This is a genomic window from Streptomyces sp. NPDC046977 (assembly GCF_040644455.1).
Lineage (GTDB): Bacteria > Actinomycetota > Actinomycetes > Streptomycetales > Streptomycetaceae > Actinacidiphila.
On the sequence record NZ_JBEYWO010000023.1, the window covers coordinates 112,646 to 131,572 of the forward strand.

Below are 18,927 nucleotides of genomic sequence, written 5' to 3' on the forward strand. Positions count from 1 at the left end.
CCATGAGCGCCATCAGTATCGGTCAGGCAGCTGTGCTCGGCGTGGTGGAGGGGGTCACGGAGTTCCTCCCGATCTCGTCCACCGGTCATCTGAAGATCACCGAGGGCCTGATGGGCATCGATGTCGACGACAAGGCCGTCGTCGCCTTCTCCGCGGTCATCCAGTCCGGCGCCATCGCCGCGGTCCTCGTGTACTTCTTCAAGGACATCGTCCGGATCTGCAAGGCGTGGTTCACCGGCCTGGCGAACCGCGAGGAGCGCTACCACCACGACTACAAGTTCGCCTGGTGGGTGATCTTCGCGACCATCCCGATCGTGGTGGTCGGCCTCGCGGCCAAGCCGCTCATCGAGGGACCGCTGGCCTCCCTGTGGGTCGTCGCCGGGTCGCTGATCGTCGGCAGCGGTGTGATGTGGGTCGCCGACCAGATGGGCCGGCACAAGCGCGGCGAGGACGACACCACCTTCAAGGACGCCATGCTCGTCGGCTCCTCCCAGATCCTCGCCCTGCTCTTCCCCGGCTTCTCCCGGTCCGGCGCGACGATGTCCACCGCGCTCATCCTCGACCTGGACCGGGTCGCCGCCACCCGTCTGTCCTTCTTCCTCGGCATCCCCGCCCTCGTCGGCGCCGGCCTGTACGAGCTGAAGGACGCGCTCGGCGCCGGCATCGACACCGCGCCCCTGGTCGTCGGGACCCTCGTCTCGTTCGTGGTCGCCTACGCCTCGATCGCCTGGCTGCTGAAGTTCGTCGCCAAGCACTCCTTCAACGCCTTCATCGTCTACCGCCTCGTCATCGGCGCCCTCCTCTTCGGCCTCCTCGCCACCGACGTCATCGGCGCCTGATCCGGTCAGCCCCGGGGGGTCCGGCCCGACAGGGCCAGAGCGCGGTCGAAGGCCGGCGCCCCGGGACCGGGGAGCTCGACGGGCGCGGCGAAGCCCTCGTACTGGCGGTAGACCTCCGCGTGGCGTTCGACGACACCGAGGACGAACTCCCCGAGGGCGTCGCCGCAGCGGTACTCCTGGCCGGTCGCCCCGGCGACGTCCCAGCCGTGGACGGCCAGCTCCTTGACGATCATCGCGGCGATCTCGGCGGCGGGCATGCGTGCGTAGCCGAGGTCGATCTCGCCTTCCTGGACCGCGGGATCGGCCCAGGCCGCGACGGCGCGGTCCAACTGCCGTGCGTAGGCCTCCGCCCAGTTGGGGTCGGCGGTGAAGTCGCGGGCGGTCAGCTCCTCGGGGAGCTGCTCGCGCCGGGCGCGGTGCTCCAGGCCGTGCGAGGTGTAGAGGATCCAGTGGTTGAGCAGCGCCCGTGTGTCCCATGCGGCGCAGGGCGTCGGGGCGGCGAGCTGCTCCGGGCCGGACGGCACGCCGCGGGCGATGCGGGCGGCCTCGGCGGCGACTTCGGTCAGGTACGCGTGAAGATCGGTCATGCCGCCCACGCTAGGAACGCGGGCGGCACCCGGTCTTGAACAAACGCGCCCCCAGCTACCGCTGGGAGGTGCCCCCACCCCGGCTACCGCCGGGAGGTGCCCCCACCCCGGCTACCGCCGGGAGGTGCCCGCACCCGGCCGGCAGGAAACCCCGCGCTACACGTCGATGAGCACCTTGCCGATCGCGCCGCCCTCGACCGCGGCGTGCGCCTCGCCGGTGCGCTCCAGCGGGAAGCGGTGCAGCGGCAGGCCCGCCTCCTCGCCCACCCGCAGGGCGCCCACGGTCACGGCGGCGGTGATCGCCGCGATCGCCTCGCGCTTGGCGGCGGCCGGCATCGTGTAGACGAGCACGCCCTGCCAGCGCAAGTTGCGGGAGAAGGTCTCCCGTACGGGCAGCGTCACCTCGGGGCCGCCGTTGTCCGCGTAGTAGGCGACAACGCCGTTCGGCGCGAGCACGGCGAGGTCGAGCGGCGCGTTGACCGCCACCGAGACCTCCGCGACGATGTCGACGCCGTCGGGGGCCGCCCGCAGGATCTCCTCCGCCGCGTCGCCCGCCCGGTAGTTCACCACGTGGTGGGCGCCGGCGGCCCTGGCCAGGCCCGCCTTGTGGGGGCTGCTGACCGTGGCGATCACGGTCGCGTCCGACCACCGCGCCAGCTGGATCGCCGCGTTGCCCACCGCGCCCGCGCCGCCGGCGACCAGCACCGTGCGGCCGCGGAGCGTGCCGGGGCCGAGCCGGTGCGGACCGCCCTCCAGCAGGGTCAGGGCGCGGTGGGCGGTCATCGCGGGGATGGGGATGCTCGCGCCGAGGTCGAAGGAGGCCCCGTCGGGCAGCGGCACGGCCTGCGCCTCCGGCACGGTCACGTACTCCTGCGCGGTGCCGCCGGGGCGCTGGTAGGCGGCCTCCCAGAGCCACACCCGCTGGCCGTTCCTGGCGGGGTCGACGCCCTCGCCCACCGCGTCGACCACGCCGGCGCCGTCCTGGTTCGGCACGCGCTCGCCGCCGCCGGGCGGCGCGGCCGTCCGCGACTTCCAGTCCGTGGGGTTCACCCCGGACACCTCGACCCGCACCCGTACCTCGCCGGGAGCGGGCTCCGGGACGGGACGCTCGGTCAGGCGCAGCACCTCCGGGCCGCCGCCCTCCGTGTACACGATCGCCTTCATGATCCGTACAAGTCCCGCCGGAGCGGGTTTCTTCCCGTACCCGGCGACCCGCGGGGTCAGACCCGCCCGATCCCGTCGCACAGCACGACGGGGCCGCCCCCGGGCGCCGGCGGTGGCTCGGGGAGCGCGCGCGCCGCCGCGCCCGGGGAGCGGCGCGGGGACCGTGGGACGTACGCGCCGCTGGTGCCGCCGCGGCCGCGGTGCACCAGGACGCCGGAGACCGGATCGGGCACGGCGTCGAGCGCCGCCCGGATCCCGGGCAGGGCGTGCCAGCCGAGCCAGTGCTCCTCCTCACGGAAGCACAGCTCGAAGACCACGCCCCAACCGAACGTGTGCCATTCCCACGCCAGCGCACGGTGGGTGACCGCGGACTCGACGAGTGCGGGCGCGTACGCGTCACGCCATGCCGCGGCGGATGTGCCGGCGTTGAGGACTTCGATGGACCACCAGTCCGCTGCCATACCCAAAACGATAGGCACTTCGCAAGCCCCCCGCCAGGGTCTGGCACCTGACGGCGCGTCACCGTCCCCGCGCCCCGGGTCACACGGAGGCGAGCAGCTCCGTCACGCGGAATCCGAAGCGGGCGTCGCAGGGGTGGGCGACACCCGTCTCCGCCGCCGTGAGCAGGGCGTCCACCGCCTTGCCGAAGGAGACGACCGACCCGTCGCCGCGCGCGGGCAGCGTGGAGACCCCGTGGTCGCCACGGAATTCGACGGTCACGCCCGCCGCCTCGGGGGGCGTGGTGAGACTGAGCGTGGCGGTGCTGGACGCGCCGCTCGCGTGCCGGAGCACCAAGTGCACGGTGTCGCCGGGGCCCTGGGCGGAGGTGAGCGCGGTGACGTCGCCGAGCACGGGCAGCAGCACCGACAGCGCGTGCGGGCCGACGTCCCACAGCGCGCCCTTCTCGCGCCGCCAGGGCGAGTTGGCGTACGGGCTGTCACCGGAGGTGAAGACCGAACCGAGCCAGTCGGCGCGGGCGGTGAACCAGCCGTCCTCGGCCGCGCGTTCGTCGATCCACGCGGCGCTGGGGGCGGCGAAGCGCAGGGTGAAGAAGACGACCGAGGCCACCCCGGCCTTCTCCACGGCCTCGGCGACGCGGCGCGCGTCGTCGACCGTGGTCGCCACCGGCTTGTCCAGCAACAGGTGCCGGCCGGCCTCGGCGGCGCGTACGGCCAGCGGCGCCTGGACGTCCGGGGGCAGGGCGACGGCGACGGCGTCCACGTCGGCGATGAGTTCGTCGACGTCGGTGTAGGCGCGGGTGCCGTGCTCCGCGGCGAGCACCTCCGCCGCCTCGGGGCGGCGGCCCCAGATCCCGGTGAACTCCACGCCGGGGTGGGCGGCGAGGGCGGGGGCGTGCGTGATGCCGGCCCAGGGGCCGGTGCCGAGCAGTCCGATGCGCATGCTCATGCTCAGGCCCCCTTCGCGGGCTCGATGTGCTTGCGGTACCACGCGGGGTCGAGATCGGTGATGTCGACGGCGCTCTGCACCCGCAGCTCCGGCGTGGACGCCAGGTGGACGGCCAGGAGCTCCAGGACGGCCTCGCTCAGCTCGGCCTTGGCCTGGGCGCTGCGCCCGGCCATGACGGAGATCTGCGTGTAGACCATGGCGTGCTCCGCGCCGCCGTCGGCGATGACCGCCTCCTCGATGCGGCGGAAGCGGGTCGTGCAGGCTTCGACCCGTGCGTCGATGGTCTTGGCGATGAGCGGATGGAGCGCGAGCGCGAAGCCGCGCCGGTCGAACGCGTCCGCCAGCCCGGCGGAGTAGTCCACGGTGATGTGAGGCATGGCACACAGCGTAAGTGCTGCCCAGAGGCCTTGCCGGGCAGGGGTGCCGGGCCCCCGGCCGGTACCCGGCGCACGGCCCGCGGGCTCGTTCACACCGGGTTAACAATTGGGCAATGGATGTGAAATCACGGATTGTGACGCTGCTGCGGAACAGACCAGCCGCCCCGCAAGGCCCGCGCCCCCGAGGATGACATCCGTGAGTTACAAGGCCGAGTACATCTGGATCGACGGTACCGAGCCGACCGCGAAGCTGCGCTCGAAGACCAAGATCCTGGCCGACGGCGAGGCGCCGGGTGTCTGGGGCTTCGACGGGTCGAGCACCAACCAGGCCGAGGGCCACAGCTCGGACCGGGTGCTCAAGCCGGTGGCCCAGTACCCGGACCCGATCCGCGGCGAGGACAACCTGCTGGTGCTGTGCGAGGTGTTCCACATCGACGGCACGCCGCACGAGTCCAACACCCGCGCGCTGCTGCGCCCGGTCGCCGAGCGCTTCGCCGCGCAGGAGCCGCTGTTCGGCATCGAGCAGGAGTACACGTTCTTCCAGGGCGGCCGCCCGCTCGGCTTCCCCGAGGGCGGTTACCCGGCCCCGCAGGGCGGCTACTACTGCGGCGTCGGCGCGGACGAGATCCACGGCCGCGAGGTCGTCGAGGCCCACCTCGACAACTGCCTGGCCGCGGGCCTGGGCATCTCCGGCATCAACGCCGAGGTCATGCCGGGCCAGTGGGAGTTCCAGGTCGGACCGCTGTCCCCGCTGGAGGTCGCCGACCAGCTGTGGGTCGCGCGCTGGCTGCTCTACCGCACCGCCGAGGACTTCGGGATCTCCGCGACGCTCGACCCCAAGCCCGCCAAGGGCGACTGGAACGGCGCCGGCGCCCACACCAACTTCTCCACCAAGGCCATGCGCGAGGGCTACGACGCGATCGTCGAGGCGGCCGAGGCCCTGGGCCGCGACGACAAGCCGCTGGAGCACATCCGCAACTACGGCGCCGGCGTCGAGGCCCGCCTGACCGGCGCCCACGAGACCGCCCCCTGGAGCGAGTACAGCTACGGCGTCTCCGACCGTGGCGCCTCCGTCCGCATCCCCTGGCAGGTCGAGGCGGACAAGAAGGGCTACATCGAGGACCGGCGCCCCAACGCCAACGTCGACCCCTACACCGTCACCCGCCTCATGGTCGACACCTGCTGCACCGCCCTGGAGAAGGCCGACCTGGTCTGACCGGCGGCTGCCGTCCGGCACCCACCGCTCCCGCACACCGAGGGCGCCCGTCACGACGACGGGCGCCCTCGGCGCGTACGGCCTCACCTCGCGCGCACGGCCTCGTAGAGGAAGCAGCCGTACTCCACGGCCCGTACGTGCACCAGCGCGACCCGCGGGTCGGCGAAGCGGGTGGCGAGCACGGCCTCGGCGGCGCCGGCCGCGGCCTCCTCCGCGCTGAGCCGCACCAGGCGGCCGCCCAGGATGCGGCCGTTGTCGTCGTACGAGCGCAGGACCCGGTGTTCGCCGTGCAGGCCGAGCGCCGGGGCGTACCCGGTGCCCGCGGGCGGCCCGGGGCAGTCCTCCGCGGCGGCGTGGACGAAGACCGGGCCGGTCTCGTCGTACGGGCCGGGCCGCGCGCCGGTCGCGGCCGCCCAGCGGCGCAACGGGGCGTACCCGACCAGGACGACGCGCTCACCGGGAGCGCTGCGGCGCAGGCAGCAGCGCAGCGGGGCGCCGCCCTCGCCGTCCACCGCGGGCTCGGGCGTCAGCCCCGCGTCGTCGGTGCGGCGCAGCCGCTCCAGGACGGCCGGGTCGATGGCGCGAACGGAGAAGAAGGGGGAGCTGTACGTCGGGTGCACCGTGTATGCCGTGGTCATGCCCCCAGCCTCGCCGCGACGGGCCGCCCGGTCCGGCGGGATACGGACACCGTGTTCGGCCGCCCGCTCTCCACCTGACCTCACGGGCCGTCAGATCTCTTGTGGGGAACGGTGGTTCCCTGCCGCGCTGGGTTCGCCCTGGGCACGCGGGGGTGACCAACCGGGGGTTCACTCGTTCAACGGAACGTGACTTCTCAACAAGCGACCGCCACCCGGACCCGGCGCGGCACTCCCGTGATCGTGGACGTCGAGGAGGCCGAGGCCGCGCTCGTCGAGAACTACCCGCACCTGGTCCGGCTGGCGTACCTGATCCTGCCCGCGGGGCTCGGCAGGCACCGCAGGGTCATGACCGCGCACACCCTGGTGCAGCGCACCCTGCCGAGATCCGCGAGCGAGCCCGACCCCGCGTCCCTCGGCGTGCCCGGACCGCGCGGCCCGGCCGACCGGTCCTACGCGCTGATGCGGCAGGAAGTGCTCTGCGCGGCGCTGGCCTTCGAGCAGGAGGAGGGCGCGCGCGGCTGGCTGCGGAAGCTGACGACGGGCGTCCTGCCGCCGCACGTCTGGGGCCTGCGGCTGCACCCTAAGGCCGGCGGGACGGACGAGGCGGCACTGGACCGCGCGCTGGCCGGTCTCGACGCCCCGGCGCGGGCGGCGTACGCGCTCCTGGAGCTGGAGAACCTGCGCCGCTCCGACGGCCGCGAGGTGCGCAAGCTGCTCGCCGCCGCCGACGCCCCCGACCCGCGCGGCGCCCTCAAGTCCGCGGAGGCGGTCCCGTACGGACTGCTCGGCGCGGGCGGGTTCGACCCCTGCACGGTGCAGGCCCGGCCGACGGATCTGCTGCGCAGGCGCCAGCACGGCCGGGCCGCGCTGATCGCGGCCGCCGCGGTGGCCGTCACAGCGGTCCTGGTCGCCGTGCTGGGCGGCGGGCCGGAGCCGTACTCCGCGGGCGGCCCCCCGAACGCGTACGGCGCGAGTCTCCTGGACCCGGCACGGCTGGTCCGGGTGGACGGCGCCGTGTGGAAGCGCGCCTCCCGGGTGGACTTCACCGTCTGGCCCGCCCGCGGCGGCCGGGTCAAGGACGCGAAGCTGCTGGGCCGGGCGCTCGAGGTGTGGGCGCACCCCGGCGAGCGGGTCGCGGTCTCGGCCACCAAGGGCACCACCGAGGGCCTGCCCGCGCAGCCCCCGCAACTGCTGTACGCGGGCGACGTGGACGCCGCGAGCGTGGTGCTGATGTACGACGGCCTGCGGCTCGTGCGCTACGCGGAGCCCCGCGACGGCAAGGGCCAGGCGGCCCTGGACTTCACGCGGGTGGACGGCGCCGACGTGTCGACCGCCGCCGTCGTGGTGGGCCGGATCGACGGCAACACGCGCTTCCTGACCGCCCCTTGGGTGACCGGGACGGCGTCCCGCGACCTGCTCGGCCCGGGCCGGCCCGCGCAGAAGCTGCGCCTGGCGGCGGACGGGGTGACCGACCCCGTACGGATGCCGGGCGCGGGGAGCGACAGCGCCTCGGCCGGCGCGAAGGGACCGTGCGGCACCGCCTGGCCGGCACTGGAGTTCCGGGCGGCGGACCGCGTGGGCCCGGGCAAGCCGATCCTCCTCACCGACCTGGGCGACCTCGTACCGGTGCACCTGACGTACCAGCCGGCCGGCAGTGCCGTCCCGGGCGAGGCCGCCGGCAAGGACGCCCTGGCGAGCTGGGCGCGCACGGTCTGCCACCTCGGCTCGATGCGGGGTCTCGGCGTGCGCACGGTCAACGCCTGGCAGTACGCCGAGCAGCGGCTGCCCGAGGACAACGGCCGGGCCACCTGGGTGTGCACCCGCGCCGACACGTGGACGGGCACGGACGGGCGGACTCTCGCCCTGTTCCTGCCGCCGGTCACCGAGCCGACCAGCCCGGGCGCGCCGGTGGGCCAGAGCACGAAGGACACCGGGGCGTGCGGCCGGCCGGTGCCGCAGGTGCTGGCCGGGGTGCTGTGGAAGTCCACGGCCGGGCACTGGTACCTGCTGGCGGCGGGCAGCCCCGACGTCGAACGGATCACCGCCACCGGCGGCGTGACCGGTTCCGCCGACGACCCGGTGATGGCGGTGAAGGCCGGGCAGGGCGCCCGGGCGGAGCTGTCCGCGGTGCTCGACTCGGGCACCAGGATCAGCACGCTGCGCTGAAGCGTCCGGGCCGCCCGGCCGGTGGCCGTCCACGCCACCGGCCGGGCGGCCCGGCCCCGTCCCGGGTCCGCGGACGGGGCGTCCGCAGACGGGTCGGCGGGCGGGTCGGCGACAATGGCGACATGGACCATCTCCGCTTCCGCCTCGCGGAGCACCCCGACGCCCCCCTGCTCGTACGTCTCAGGGACGGCGCCGCGCGCTGGATGCAGGAGCGGGGCATCGACCAGTGGAAGCCCGGCGAGATGGGCGAGGACCACTTCCGGGCCCGCATGGCCGAGGGCGAGGTGTGGCTCGCCGAGGACCGCGGCCGGGTCGTCGGCGGCTGGGAGCTGTGGTGGGCGGACGAGCCCGCCTGGGGTGTGCGACCGCCCGACGCCGGCTATGTGCACCGGCTGATGGTGGACCGCGGGACGGCCCCGCGCGGCGCCGGCACGGCGATGCTGGCCGAGGCGGAACGCCGTATCGCCGCCGAGGGACGCCGCTGGGCCCGGCTGGACTGCGTGGCCGGCAACGCGCGGCTGCGCGGCTGGTACGAGGCGGCCGGCTACACCGTCGTCGGGGAGCAGCCCCGCAAGCAGGGCGGCAAGGGCAGCCCGTACGCGGTGACGCTGCTGGAGAAGGCGCTCTAGCACGGCGGAGCGGCCCGCCCCGGAGGTCCGGGGGCGGGCCGCCCTCAGGGGATCGGCGTCAGGGCTGTGCGCGACGGGCCCGGTCGTACGCCGCGTCGGCCGCACGCCGGATCTCCTCGCGGTCCCGCAGGACCGCCTCCATCTCCTCGTCCACGCCGGGGCCCGGGCCGGGCCCGCGCCACGTGAGCCGGTCGTGGAGGTAGCGGCAGGCCGCGTCCTCGCTGTCGAAGCGGCGGTGCGGGTGGTGCACGCCGCGTTCCCAGTTGCCGACCACCCAGGCGTCGTCCTCCTGCCGGAGGTAGTAGTGGTCCGGGGGCCGCACGTCGAACTCGTGGAAGCCGGGGATCTCGTACAGGCCGCCGGGCACCCCCTCGGAGGCGAGTGCCTCGCACAGCTCACGCCGGTCCATGGACGGGGCCCGTCAGTTCAGCCGGACGAGATCGCCGTTGGCGATGTGGTTGGCGACGCTGTCGGTGTCCCCCAGCACGTACTGGAGTCCGTTGCCCGGCTGGCCGTAGAAGGGGGCGACGAGCCCCGCGCGGACCTCGAAGCGGCGGACGACCTTGTACAGGTGGTAGTTGAAGGGGTAGCCCGCGTCGAAGGTGTTGAGGTTCGACGGCGCGATGGAGCGCTGGGCGTACGGCGAGCCCGCCGGCGCGAGGAACCGTCCGCCCTCGCCGCCGAAGCGGTCGATCCGCTGGCCCACGCTGAGGTTGAGGATCGTGGTGGGGGTGCCGGGCAGGAAACCGTCGTCGGCCGGGAACCGGTACCTGCCCGCCGCGGAGTCGTACCAGGTCGACAGGAATCCGTTGGCGTTCTGGCCGTCGAGGCGGCGATAGCCGGTCAGCATCGCGCCGATCAGGCCCTTGCGGGGCAGGACGCGCGGGCCGAGCCGCGGATCGCCGCAGAAGAACGTCGGGACGGTGAACGTGGCACCGACGCAGATGCGGGGGGTGTGCGGGCCTGCGGTGAGAGGCCGGCCGGGACCCACCAGCGGGACCACCGGAGCCGCGGCAGGGCGCACGGAAGGCGCCGGACGGACGGCGGGGGCCGGGGCGTGCGCGGCCGGGCCCCGGTCGTCGGCCTGCGAGGGCGCGACCGTGCCGATAAGGGTGCTGACAACCAGGACGAGCAGAGCAGGCAGAGTGGTGAGCGATATTCGCTGGCGCCGCTTCAAGGGTCCTCCATGGGACGACGGGAACCGGGCAATCGGGAGGCCTGGTCACCCTGGGTAACCGAGGCCGCGCGAATACGTACCCCTCACCGCGCCGTCCGCCGGACCGGCTCGCCGTGAATTCATCCGGATGGTCCCGGACTTCGCCCGTACGCAGCACCGCCCGGCCGGGGCACCCCCTCGGGGGAGCCCCGGCCGGGCGGTGACGGAGTGTCGCGTTACCGGTGGACGTACACCGCGACGGTCCGCGCCGGGACGGTGAAGGTGCCCGAGGCGCGGTCGTAGGCGGAGTGCCTGACCACCGGGTCGGAGCCCGCGGCCTGGACCGGGTGGAGGACCCAGCCCGTACCGGCGAGGGCGGTGACGCGCTGCTCCTGGGCCTGCGGGGTGGCGTTGAGGACCACGACCAGGTCACCGAGCCGCATGGTGATGACGCCCGGGGTCTCGTCCTTGCCGGACAGCGGGAAGGAGAGCCGGTCCCGCACCTGCGCGGCCGTGGTGAGCCCGAAGTCGGGCTCGGTGGAGCGGATGCGCAGCAGGTCCTGGTACGCGGCCGAGGCCGAAGTGATCTGCTCGCAGCCGGCCTTGAGGGTGTCCGCGGTCAGCAGCGGCCTGGCGTACGGCCACTTGGACTCGTTGTCGGCCTTCGGGGGCAGGCCGCGGCCGAAGCCGTTGCCGGCCCGGCAGTCCCAGTGGACGGCGTTGAACCAGTCACCGGAGTCGTAGGAGTTGCGGTCCAGGGACTTGGAGCGCAGCAGGTCGGAGCCGGCCTGGTAGAGGGCCGGGCCCTGGGAGAGCGCGGGGACGGCCTCGGCCAGCACCTGCATGCGGGCCCGGTCGGCGGGCGAGGTGTCCTTCGGCAGCTTGAAGGCGAGCGCGTCGAAGAGGGATTCGTTGTCGTGGGCGTCCACGTAGGCGAGGGCGTCGCCGGGGGCGTCCGCGTACCCGGCGGGCGAGCCGTTGTAGTCGACCTCGGCGCCGGTGACCTCCTTGCCGTCGCTGCCGGTGAAGGAGAAGGACTTCAGGTTGCCGGTGAGGCCGACCTTGATGAGGTCCTGGTAGTGCAGCAGACGGGCCTTCTGCTCGGCCTGCGTGCCGTTGGCGGCGGAGCCGTTGGGGTCGGTGAACAGGCCGGAGGCGAAGCCCTGGACGCCGGGGTCGGCGTCGAAGGGGCCGCCGCCGCGGACCGCGTCGCGGGCCCGGTCGGAGAAGGTGGCGACGCCGGTGCCGGCCATGTTCTTCTGGGTGGCCTGCACAAAGCGGGCGTCGTCGGCGACCTCGCCGAAGTTCCAGCCCTCGCCGTAGAGGATGATCTTCCTTCCGTCGACGCCGTCCTTGGCGGGGGTCAGCGCGTCCAGTGCCTTGCGGACGGCGACGATGTTGGCCTTGGGGTGGTGGCCCATGAGGTCGAAGCGGAAGCCGTCGACCTTGTACTCCCTGGCCCAGGTGACGATCGAGTCGACGACCAGTTTGCCCATCATCGCGTTCTCGGGCGCGGTGTTGGAGCAGCAGGTGGAGTTCGCGACCGTGCCGTCGTCCAGCAGGCGCTGGTAGTAGCCGGGCACGATCCGGTCGAGGACGGACGTGTCGTCCTGGCCGCTGGCGGCGGTGTGGTTGTAGACCACGTCCATGACGACGCGCAGGCCGGAGGTGTTGAGGCTCTGCACCATCCTCCGGAACTCCACCGTGCGCCGAGTGCCGTCCGGGTCGGTGGCGTAGGAGCCCTCGGGGACGGTGTAGTGGAACGGGTCGTAGCCCCAGTTGTAGGCGTCCTCGGCGGCGACGGCCGCCACGCACTCCTGCTGCTTCTCGGAGTCGGCCGGGTAGGCGGCGAGGTCGCAGTCGACCGTTGCCTGGTCGGCGCCCTTCTCGGCCACGGTGGCGAAGTCGAAGGCCGGCAGGAGGTGGACGTAGGAGACACCCGCCTTCGCCAGCGCCCGCAGGTGCGTCATGCCGGCGGAGCCGGTGTCGGTGAAGGCAGTGTATTTGCCCCGGTCAGCGGCGGGGACGGAGGTGTCCTCGGCGGAGAAGTCCCGGATGTGGAGTTCCTGGATCTGGGCGTTGTTCAGGCCGACCGCCCTGGGCTTGGCCAGGTGCGACCAGCCGCTGGGGGCGAGCGCCTTGTCGTCGAGGTCGACGACGAGGCTCTGCTTCGAGTCGGCGGTCAGGGCGACCGAGTACGGGTCGGTGACGGTGTTGGTGACGACCTTCTGGACGCCGGGCGCCCAGACCTTCACCACGTACCGGTACGGCTTGCCGGTCCAGCTGCGCTCACCGGTCACGCTCCACACGCCGGTGGAGGCGTCGCGCCGCATCGGGACGGTGCGCCCGTCGAGGTCCAGGGCGACGGACTGGGCGGTCGGGGCCCACACCGACAGCGTGGGCCTGCCGTGGGAGAAGACCGGGCCGAGTGCGGCCTTGGTCGCCTTCGCCGCGTACAGGTCGTCCAGGACGCCCTGGATCTGGACTCCGGTGGCGGAGAGCAGCGCCCCTGTGGCCAGCCGTTGCGTGGCGACGATCTGGCCGGTGAGGGCCGCGCGGACGCGGTCGCGGTCGCGCGGGTCGATCGTGAAGGCCGCGTAGTCCTTCAGGTGCGGGAAACGGGCCTTCTGGGCGTCGGTCAGACCGCCCGGGACGCGGTCGAGACGAAGCCAGTGGCCCTCACCCGTCAGCACGCCGTCCTTGACGGCGAGCCCGCCGCCGGGGGCGTAGACCAGTTGCTGACTGGCCGCGGCGTCACCGGTCTTCCAGGCGACGGTGTCGGCGTCGATCCACTGCGCCTTGGCCGTGGAGAGGTCGAGGTCGGCGGAGGAGCCGGACGTGGTCGGCAGCAGGTATTTCTCGGTGCCGTTCAGGAGCCACACCTCGTGTCCGTAGGTGGCGAGGTCGAGCGACTGGTCGGCGGGCAGGTCCTTGGTGTCGCCCTTGTGCAGGATGTAGCTGAGCGACATGGCGCCCGCGGCGAGCGGCACCTCGAAGACGGCGCCGAAGGCGTCGGTCCTGACCGGCTGCAACGGGGCGGTCCAGTCGGTGGGGTTGGCGGCGCCGGTCCAGGTGTGCAGGCCCCAGCCGGTGTAGTCTCCATCGGCCCGGTGGTAGTGGAGGACGGCCTTGGACCTGTCCTGTCCCGGCTCGGTGCCGGAGGGGGCCTGGGTGGCGACGGCCTCCTTGCCCTGCTCGACCCAGATCTCGCCGGTCCTGGTGACGTCGATGAAGCGGTCGGAGCCGACGTCCTTGGTGCCGTCCTTGTCGATGACGAGGTAACCGACGCTGGAGGCGCCCGGCTTGAGCTTCACATAGGCGAAGGCGCCGTAGGCGTCGCGGCCGATGAAGTCGTGCCCGGCGGGCCACGTGGTGCCCTCGCCGTCGGCGATGTCGCCCCAGGCGTACAGCCGCCAGTCGGTGTAGTCGTTGTCGGCCCGCTTGTAGTGGACGATCGCGTAGTCGCGGCTGCTCGCCACCGGGGGCTGCGGCGGGACCGGGGTGCCGCTGGTGGACTCGGCGGTGGCGCTCGCGGTGCGGCCGGCGGAATCGATCACGACCGCCTTGTACCGCAGCGCGGTCCCGGGCGTCACGTCGTCACCGACCGTCTGGGTGACCTTGTACGGCGCGTGGTCCGCGGAGCCGAGCACCTTCCAGGGCCCGTTGCCGGTCTGCGCGGCGAAGACGACCCGGTTCAGCTGCCCGCCCTGGACGCCGGCCGACAGTTCGACGGTGCCGGTGGCGCCCGCCGCGGGGGCTTCGAGGGTGAGGGACGGCCTGGTGGCGGGGGCGCCGAGCGGCTTCGCCGCCTTCCAGACCACGGCGGACAGGGCCGGGACGGTGACGGCGATCCTGGTGTCGGCACCGCTGCGCACCGCGTCCTCGGTGCCGTAGAGCGCGGTGAAGGCGGTGTTCGCGGAGCCGGTGGGCACCTCGGCGGTCCGCTCCTCCGTCGCGTTGTTGACGGCGACGACGTACTCGGTGCGGGTCCTGGGGTCCGTGCGCGAGAAGGCGTAGATCCCGGCGCCGTCCGCGGCGTAGCGCTCGGTCTGCACGCCGTCGGCGAGGGCCGGATGGGCCTTGCGCAGCGCGGACAGTCTCGCGATCGCCCGGTAGAGCGGGGCGCCGGTGTCGTAGGCGTCGCTCGCGTGGGTGCGGTCGGTGCCGAGTTCGTCGTCGTCGAGGTAGTCGGCGACCTTCGAGGCGAACATCGTCTGGCGGGCGTCCTTGTCGCCGCCGGCGCCGGTGAAGCCCTGCTCGTCCCCGTAGTAGACGACAGGGTTGCCGCGGGAGAGGAACATCAGCTCGTTGGCGAGCCGGTCCCTGCGCACGAGTGCGGCGTCGTCGGCCTTCGGGTTGTCCTGCTCCAGGAACGTGCCGATGCGGCCCATGTCGTGATTGCCGAGGAAGGTGACCTGCTCGTACGCGTTGGCCTTGTCGGTCGTGTAGCGGTAGTCGTCGCCGAGGACCGAGGCGAGCCGTGAGGCCGGGCCGCCCTGGGAGGCGTACTGGCGGACGGCGTCCTGGAAGGGGAAGTCGAGCGTCGAGTCCAGACGCCCCTGCGTGACGTACGGGGAGGTGATCGCGGTGTCGGCGGAGTAGACCTCGCCGAACATGAAGAAGTCCTTGCGGCCGTGCCGGGCGGCGTACGCGTCGAGGGCGGTGGCCCACTGCGTCCAGAACGGCAGGTCGACGTGCTTGACGGTGTCGATGCGGAAGCCGTCGACGGCGAAGTCGCGGACCCACTTCTCGTAGATCTCCTCCATGCCCTTCACGACCTCGGGGCGCTCGGTCCACAGGTCGTCGAGGCCGGAGAAGTCGCCCTGGTCGGCGCTCTCGCCGGCGAAGGTGGAGTCGCCCCGGTTGTGGTACATCGCCGGGTCGTTGAGCCAGGCCGGGACCTTGTTGTCCGAGGTGACGACGGGGGTGCGGGGGAAGGAGTCGCGGTCGACGGCGGGGAAGCCCTTGCCACCCTGCGCGTAGTCGGCGTCGTCGAAGGGCACGCCGTCCTTCGTCAGGTAGGGGAACGCGCCCTTGGAGAGGTAGCCGTAGGACTTCTCGTCGTAGTCGACGACGTCGGCGGTGTGGTTGGTGATGACGTCGAAGAAGACCTTCATGCCCTTGGCGTGGGCCTTGGAGATCAGCGCCTTGAGGTCGGCGTTGGTGCCGAAGTGCGGGTCGACCTGGGTGAAGTCGGTGATCCAGTAGCCGTGGTAGCCGGCCGACGCCCCGTCCCCCGTGCCCTGCACGGGCCGGTTCTTGAAGATCGGCGCCATCCATATCGCGGTGGTGCCGAGGCCCTTGACGTAGTCGAGGCGCCGGGTCAGGCCCTTGAGGTCGCCGCCCTGGTAGAAGCCCTTGTCGGTGGGGTCGTAGCCGGTGCTGAGCCGGCTGCCGGTCAGGCCGCCCCTGTCGTTGGAGGGGTCGCCATTGGCGAAACGATCCGGCAGGACGAAGTAGAACTGCTCCCGCGTCAGGTCGTGACGGGCGGGCTGCGCGGCGAGCACGGCATCGGACGGCGGGACGGGCGGGGCGGCCGCCGAGGCGGCGGGGGCCGAGGCGGGGACGGCGAGGGCGGCGGCGAGGGCCGCCACCGCGACGGCTGCGGCTCCGCGTCTGCGCGCGCGGGGACGCGCGGCGGACGCGGGCAGCCCGGTGGGCTGGGCCACGGGGGTTCTCCTTGCGGAATCCGTGTGCGGACGGTTGTACCTCTGGGAGCCCACGCGCCATGAGCCGTGGCCCGGCGGCGGTGCCGGACCGTGAGCGGGACCGTACCTCTTGCGCGGGTCTTACAGCAAGATGTCGCAAGGATTTCCAACCAGGTCGTGCCCTGCCCCTGCGGCCCGCCCGACACCCTCTCGCCACACACGTTCTGACGAACCGTCACCGAACACTATGAACGCAACCGCGATGTCCCTGGACCGCCCGGCCGCCGTCGCCGAGCATCGGTGCCCCGCGCGACGAGGCGCGGGAAGACCGAAGGGAGACGAGGAGATGCTCGGGCTTTTCTCTCGCCGCACACGCTCCGCAGTGCCGCCGGCCAGGGGCCGGTCCGCGGGACGCCGCGTCGCCGCGGTGGCCGGCGGCCTCGCCGCGATCCTCGCCGCCGGCACGGCGGGACCCGTCCCGGCCGCCGCGACGGACGGCCCCGCCCCCGCGCCGTGCCCGGCGAACCTGGCGGCGGAGGCCACCTGCTACCGGGGCCAGGACGCGAACGGCGCCTTCTACGCGATGGCCGTCCCGCACGACTGGAACGGCTCGCTGGTCGTGCACGCCCATGGCGGCCCCGACCTCGGCGACACCTCCGACCCCGAGCGCAGCACCGGGGACCTGGAGCGCTGGTCGGTGATGGTCAACGAGGGCTACGCCTGGGCGGGTTCGTCGTACCGCCGCGGCGGCTACGGCACGCGGATGGCTGTCGCGGACACCGAGAACGTGCGCCGGCTGTTCGTGGCGCGCTTCGGCACCCCGCGCCGGACCTTCGTCCACGGCCAGTCCTGGGGCGGAAACGTCGCGGCCAAGGTCGCCGAGATCCACGGCACCGGCAGGCACGCGCCCTACGACGGCGTCCTGCTGACCAGCGGTGTCCTGGGCGGCGGTTCGCGCGGCTACGACTACCGGGTGGACCTGCGCGTGGTCTACCAGTACTACTGCCGGAACCACCCGCGCCCCACGGAACCCCAGTACCCCCTGTGGACGGGGCTGCGCGCGGACTCGACGATGACGACCACGGGTCTGCGCTCCAGGCTCCAGGAGTGCACCGGTTACGCGTCGCCGCCCCAGGAGCGCACGCCGCTCCAGCAGCGGAACCTGGACGACATCCTCGCGGTGACACGCGTCCCCGAGCGGACGCTGGAGTCCCACCTGCGCTTCGCGACCTTCACCTTCCGCGACATCGTCGTCAACCGGCTGGGCGGCCGCAATCCGTTCGACAACATGACCGTGCGGTACCGCGGTTCACACGACGACGCCGCCCTCAACGCGGGGGTGGAGCGCTTCGCCGCGGACCCGTCGGCCAAGCGGGACCTGTCCTTCGACAGCGACATCACCGGCGCCGTCTCCCTGCCCGTGCTCACGATGCACGCCATCGACGACCCGACGGCGTTCGTCGAGCACGAGGCGGCCTATCGGGCGTCCCTGGAGGGCGCGGCCCGCTCCCGCGGCGACCGGGGGCGGGTCCGTCTCGTGCAGACCTTCACCCGGGAGTCCGAGCACAGCGAGCTGAGCTCCGCGGAGTACGCCGCCGCCCTCGACGCCCTCGCCGGCTGGGTGCGCACCGGCCGCACGCCCACGCCCGCGTCGGTCGCGGCCTCCTGCCCGGCGTACGACGCCGGCTACGGCACCGGCTGCTTCTTCGCCCCGGACTGGTTCCCGCGCCCGTACGCCACCCGCGTCTACCCGCGGCCGGGCGGCACGCACTGGCCGGCGCTGTCCGCGGCACGGGAGCGGGTGCTCAGCCGGCTGCCGGGCGTGGGCATCGCGCCCTGAGCGAAGCGCCTCGGACGTCCCGCCCGCCTCCCACCTGCAGAATCTTGCAGAAAGTTTCTGCAGGGGCCTTCCGTCCCGCCGGGAAGCGCTGTTACGTTCCTCATCGTCCCGGTCCGGCCGGCCGGGGGTCCGCGCCTGACGGCGGCCCCACGCGCCCGGCCGGCCGGACCGGGGACGTACGGACAAAGGCCGTTCCTGACGCCGGGCCCGGCGTCAGGAGCGGCGGCCGCCGCCGGGCGCCTGGCCCGTGGAGCCGCGCACGACGAGCTCCGTCTGGAAGACGAACTCGGAACGCTGCACCGGATTGCCGCCGATCTCCTCCAGCAGCGCGTTCACGGCGGCCGCGCCCATCGCCTCGACCGGCTGCCGGACCGTGGTCAGCGGCGGGTCGGTGAAGGCGATCAGCGGCGAGTCGTCGTAGCCGACGACCGAGACGTCCCCGGGCACCGTCAGCCCCCGCTCCCGCGCCGCCCGCACGGCCCCCAGCGCCATCAGGTCGCTGCCGCACACGATGCCCGTGCAGCCCCGGTCCAGCAGCGCGCCGGCGGCCGCGTGACCGCCCTCGACGGAGAACAGCGTGTGCTGCACGCAGCCCGCCGCCTCCTCCGTGTCCAGGCCCAGGAAGTCGCCCAGCGCCTCCACGAAGCCGTCGACCTTGCGGTGCACCGGCACATAGCGGTTGGGCCCGACGGCCAGCCCGATCCGCTGGTGGCCGAGGTCCACCAGGTGCTGCACGGCGATCCGCGCCGAGGCGCGCTCGTCCGGCGAGATGTACGGGCCCGCGATGGCCGGGTTCCAGCCGTTGACGAGCACATAGGGCACGCCCTGGCCGAGGAGCCGGGCATAGCGCTCGGGGTCGGCGGTGACGTCGGCGTGCAGGCCGGACAGGAAGACGATGCCGCGCACCCCGCGCTCCACGAGCGCCTCCACCAGTTCGTCCTCGGTGGAGCCGCCGGGGTGCTGGGTACACAGCACCGCGGTGTAGCCGTAGCCGGTCAGGTTCTGCTCGATGACCTGGGCGAAGGCCGGGAAGATCGGGTTGTTGAGCTCGGGGGTGATCAGGCCGATCTGGCCGGCGCTGCGCCGGCGCAGCCGCACCGGGCGCTCGTAACCGAGCACGTCGAGTGCGGCCAGCACCTTCTGCCGGGTGGCGGGGGCGACCCCCGCCTTCCCGTTCAGCACGCGGCTGGCGGTGGCCTCGCTGACCCCCGCCTGTGCCGCGATGTCGGCGAGGCGGGCCGTGGTGTTCACGATCCCCGA

At 73.4% G+C, this 18,927-nt stretch carries 15 protein-coding genes; 5 read left to right on the forward strand and 10 right to left on the reverse strand.

From position 1 onward, the window contains the following. The first annotated feature begins 2 nt into the window (after window positions 1-2). Window positions 3-839: an undecaprenyl-diphosphate phosphatase gene (locus ABZ883_RS29925; protein ID WP_360911531.1), complete on the forward strand. Its 837-nt coding sequence runs from the start codon at window positions 3-5 to the stop codon at window positions 837-839. Window positions 840-844: 5 nt separating this feature from the next. Here ABZ883_RS29925 and ABZ883_RS29930 read toward each other — a convergent pair whose 3' ends face one another. From ABZ883_RS29930 to ABZ883_RS29950, 5 genes are all read right to left on the reverse strand, one after another. Then, entirely contained in the window at window positions 845-1,426 is a 582-nt protein-coding gene (locus tag ABZ883_RS29930; RefSeq protein ID WP_360911533.1) for a TIGR03086 family metal-binding protein, read from the reverse strand. A 156-nt stretch (window positions 1,427-1,582) separates the two neighbouring features. Then, window positions 1,583-2,590: an NADPH:quinone reductase gene (locus ABZ883_RS29935; protein ID WP_360911535.1), complete on the reverse strand. Its 1,008-nt coding sequence runs from the start codon at window positions 2,588-2,590 to the stop codon at window positions 1,583-1,585. 56 nt (window positions 2,591-2,646) lie between these two features. Further along, window positions 2,647-3,051, reverse strand: a complete 405-nt coding sequence (locus tag ABZ883_RS29940) for a hypothetical protein (protein ID WP_360911536.1) — start codon at window positions 3,049-3,051, stop codon at window positions 2,647-2,649. Between the two features lie 79 nt (window positions 3,052-3,130). Then, window positions 3,131-3,991 (reverse strand): Gfo/Idh/MocA family oxidoreductase, encoded by an 861-nt coding sequence (locus ABZ883_RS29945; protein ID WP_360911624.1) that lies wholly within the window; start codon window positions 3,989-3,991, stop codon window positions 3,131-3,133. An 8-nt stretch (window positions 3,992-3,999) separates the two neighbouring features. Beyond that, window positions 4,000-4,374, reverse strand: coding sequence for an isomerase (locus tag ABZ883_RS29950; RefSeq protein ID WP_360911538.1), 375 nt, complete (start codon window positions 4,372-4,374; stop codon window positions 4,000-4,002). 196 nt (window positions 4,375-4,570) lie between these two features. Between ABZ883_RS29950 and glnII the strand changes: the two genes are divergently transcribed. Next, window positions 4,571-5,590, forward strand: coding sequence for a glutamine synthetase (gene glnII / locus ABZ883_RS29955; protein ID WP_360911540.1), 1,020 nt, complete (start codon window positions 4,571-4,573; stop codon window positions 5,588-5,590). A gap of 83 nt (window positions 5,591-5,673) precedes the next feature. Here the strand turns inward: glnII and ABZ883_RS29960 are convergent, their stop codons facing one another. After that, entirely contained in the window at window positions 5,674-6,228 is a 555-nt protein-coding gene (locus ABZ883_RS29960; protein ID WP_360911542.1) for a DUF1203 domain-containing protein, read from the reverse strand. A 186-nt stretch (window positions 6,229-6,414) separates the two neighbouring features. Between ABZ883_RS29960 and ABZ883_RS29965 the strand changes: the two genes are divergently transcribed. After that, window positions 6,415-8,394, forward strand: coding sequence for a hypothetical protein (locus ABZ883_RS29965; protein WP_360911544.1), 1,980 nt, complete (start codon window positions 6,415-6,417; stop codon window positions 8,392-8,394). Window positions 8,395-8,516: 122 nt separating this feature from the next. Then, the gene (locus ABZ883_RS29970) at window positions 8,517-9,023 is read left to right on the forward strand and encodes a GNAT family N-acetyltransferase (protein WP_360911546.1); all 507 of its coding nucleotides are present in this window, start codon (window positions 8,517-8,519) and stop codon (window positions 9,021-9,023) included. 58 nt (window positions 9,024-9,081) lie between these two features. Here the strand turns inward: ABZ883_RS29970 and ABZ883_RS29975 are convergent, their stop codons facing one another. The 3 genes from ABZ883_RS29975 to pulA all read right to left on the reverse strand — a co-directional run bounded on the left by ABZ883_RS29975 (window position 9,082) and on the right by pulA (window position 15,830). Then, a complete protein-coding gene (locus tag ABZ883_RS29975; protein ID WP_360911548.1) occupies window positions 9,082-9,432 on the reverse strand; it encodes a hypothetical protein in 351 nt (116 codons plus the stop codon). 12 nt (window positions 9,433-9,444) lie between these two features. Next, on the reverse strand, window positions 9,445-10,200 hold the full coding sequence (locus ABZ883_RS29980) for a TNT domain-containing protein (protein ID WP_360911550.1): 756 nt from the start codon (window positions 10,198-10,200) through the stop codon (window positions 9,445-9,447). 215 nt (window positions 10,201-10,415) lie between these two features. After that, entirely contained in the window at window positions 10,416-15,830 is a 5,415-nt protein-coding gene (pulA, locus tag ABZ883_RS29985; protein ID WP_360911626.1) for a pullulanase-type alpha-1,6-glucosidase, read from the reverse strand. Between the two features lie 379 nt (window positions 15,831-16,209). Between pulA and ABZ883_RS29990 the strand changes: the two genes are divergently transcribed. Further along, window positions 16,210-17,667 (forward strand): hypothetical protein, encoded by a 1,458-nt coding sequence (locus ABZ883_RS29990; protein ID WP_360911552.1) that lies wholly within the window; start codon window positions 16,210-16,212, stop codon window positions 17,665-17,667. Between the two features lie 213 nt (window positions 17,668-17,880). Here ABZ883_RS29990 and ABZ883_RS29995 read toward each other — a convergent pair whose 3' ends face one another. Next, window positions 17,881-18,918 (reverse strand): LacI family DNA-binding transcriptional regulator, encoded by a 1,038-nt coding sequence (locus ABZ883_RS29995; RefSeq protein ID WP_360911554.1) that lies wholly within the window; start codon window positions 18,916-18,918, stop codon window positions 17,881-17,883. Window positions 18,919-18,927 lie beyond the last annotated feature (9 nt).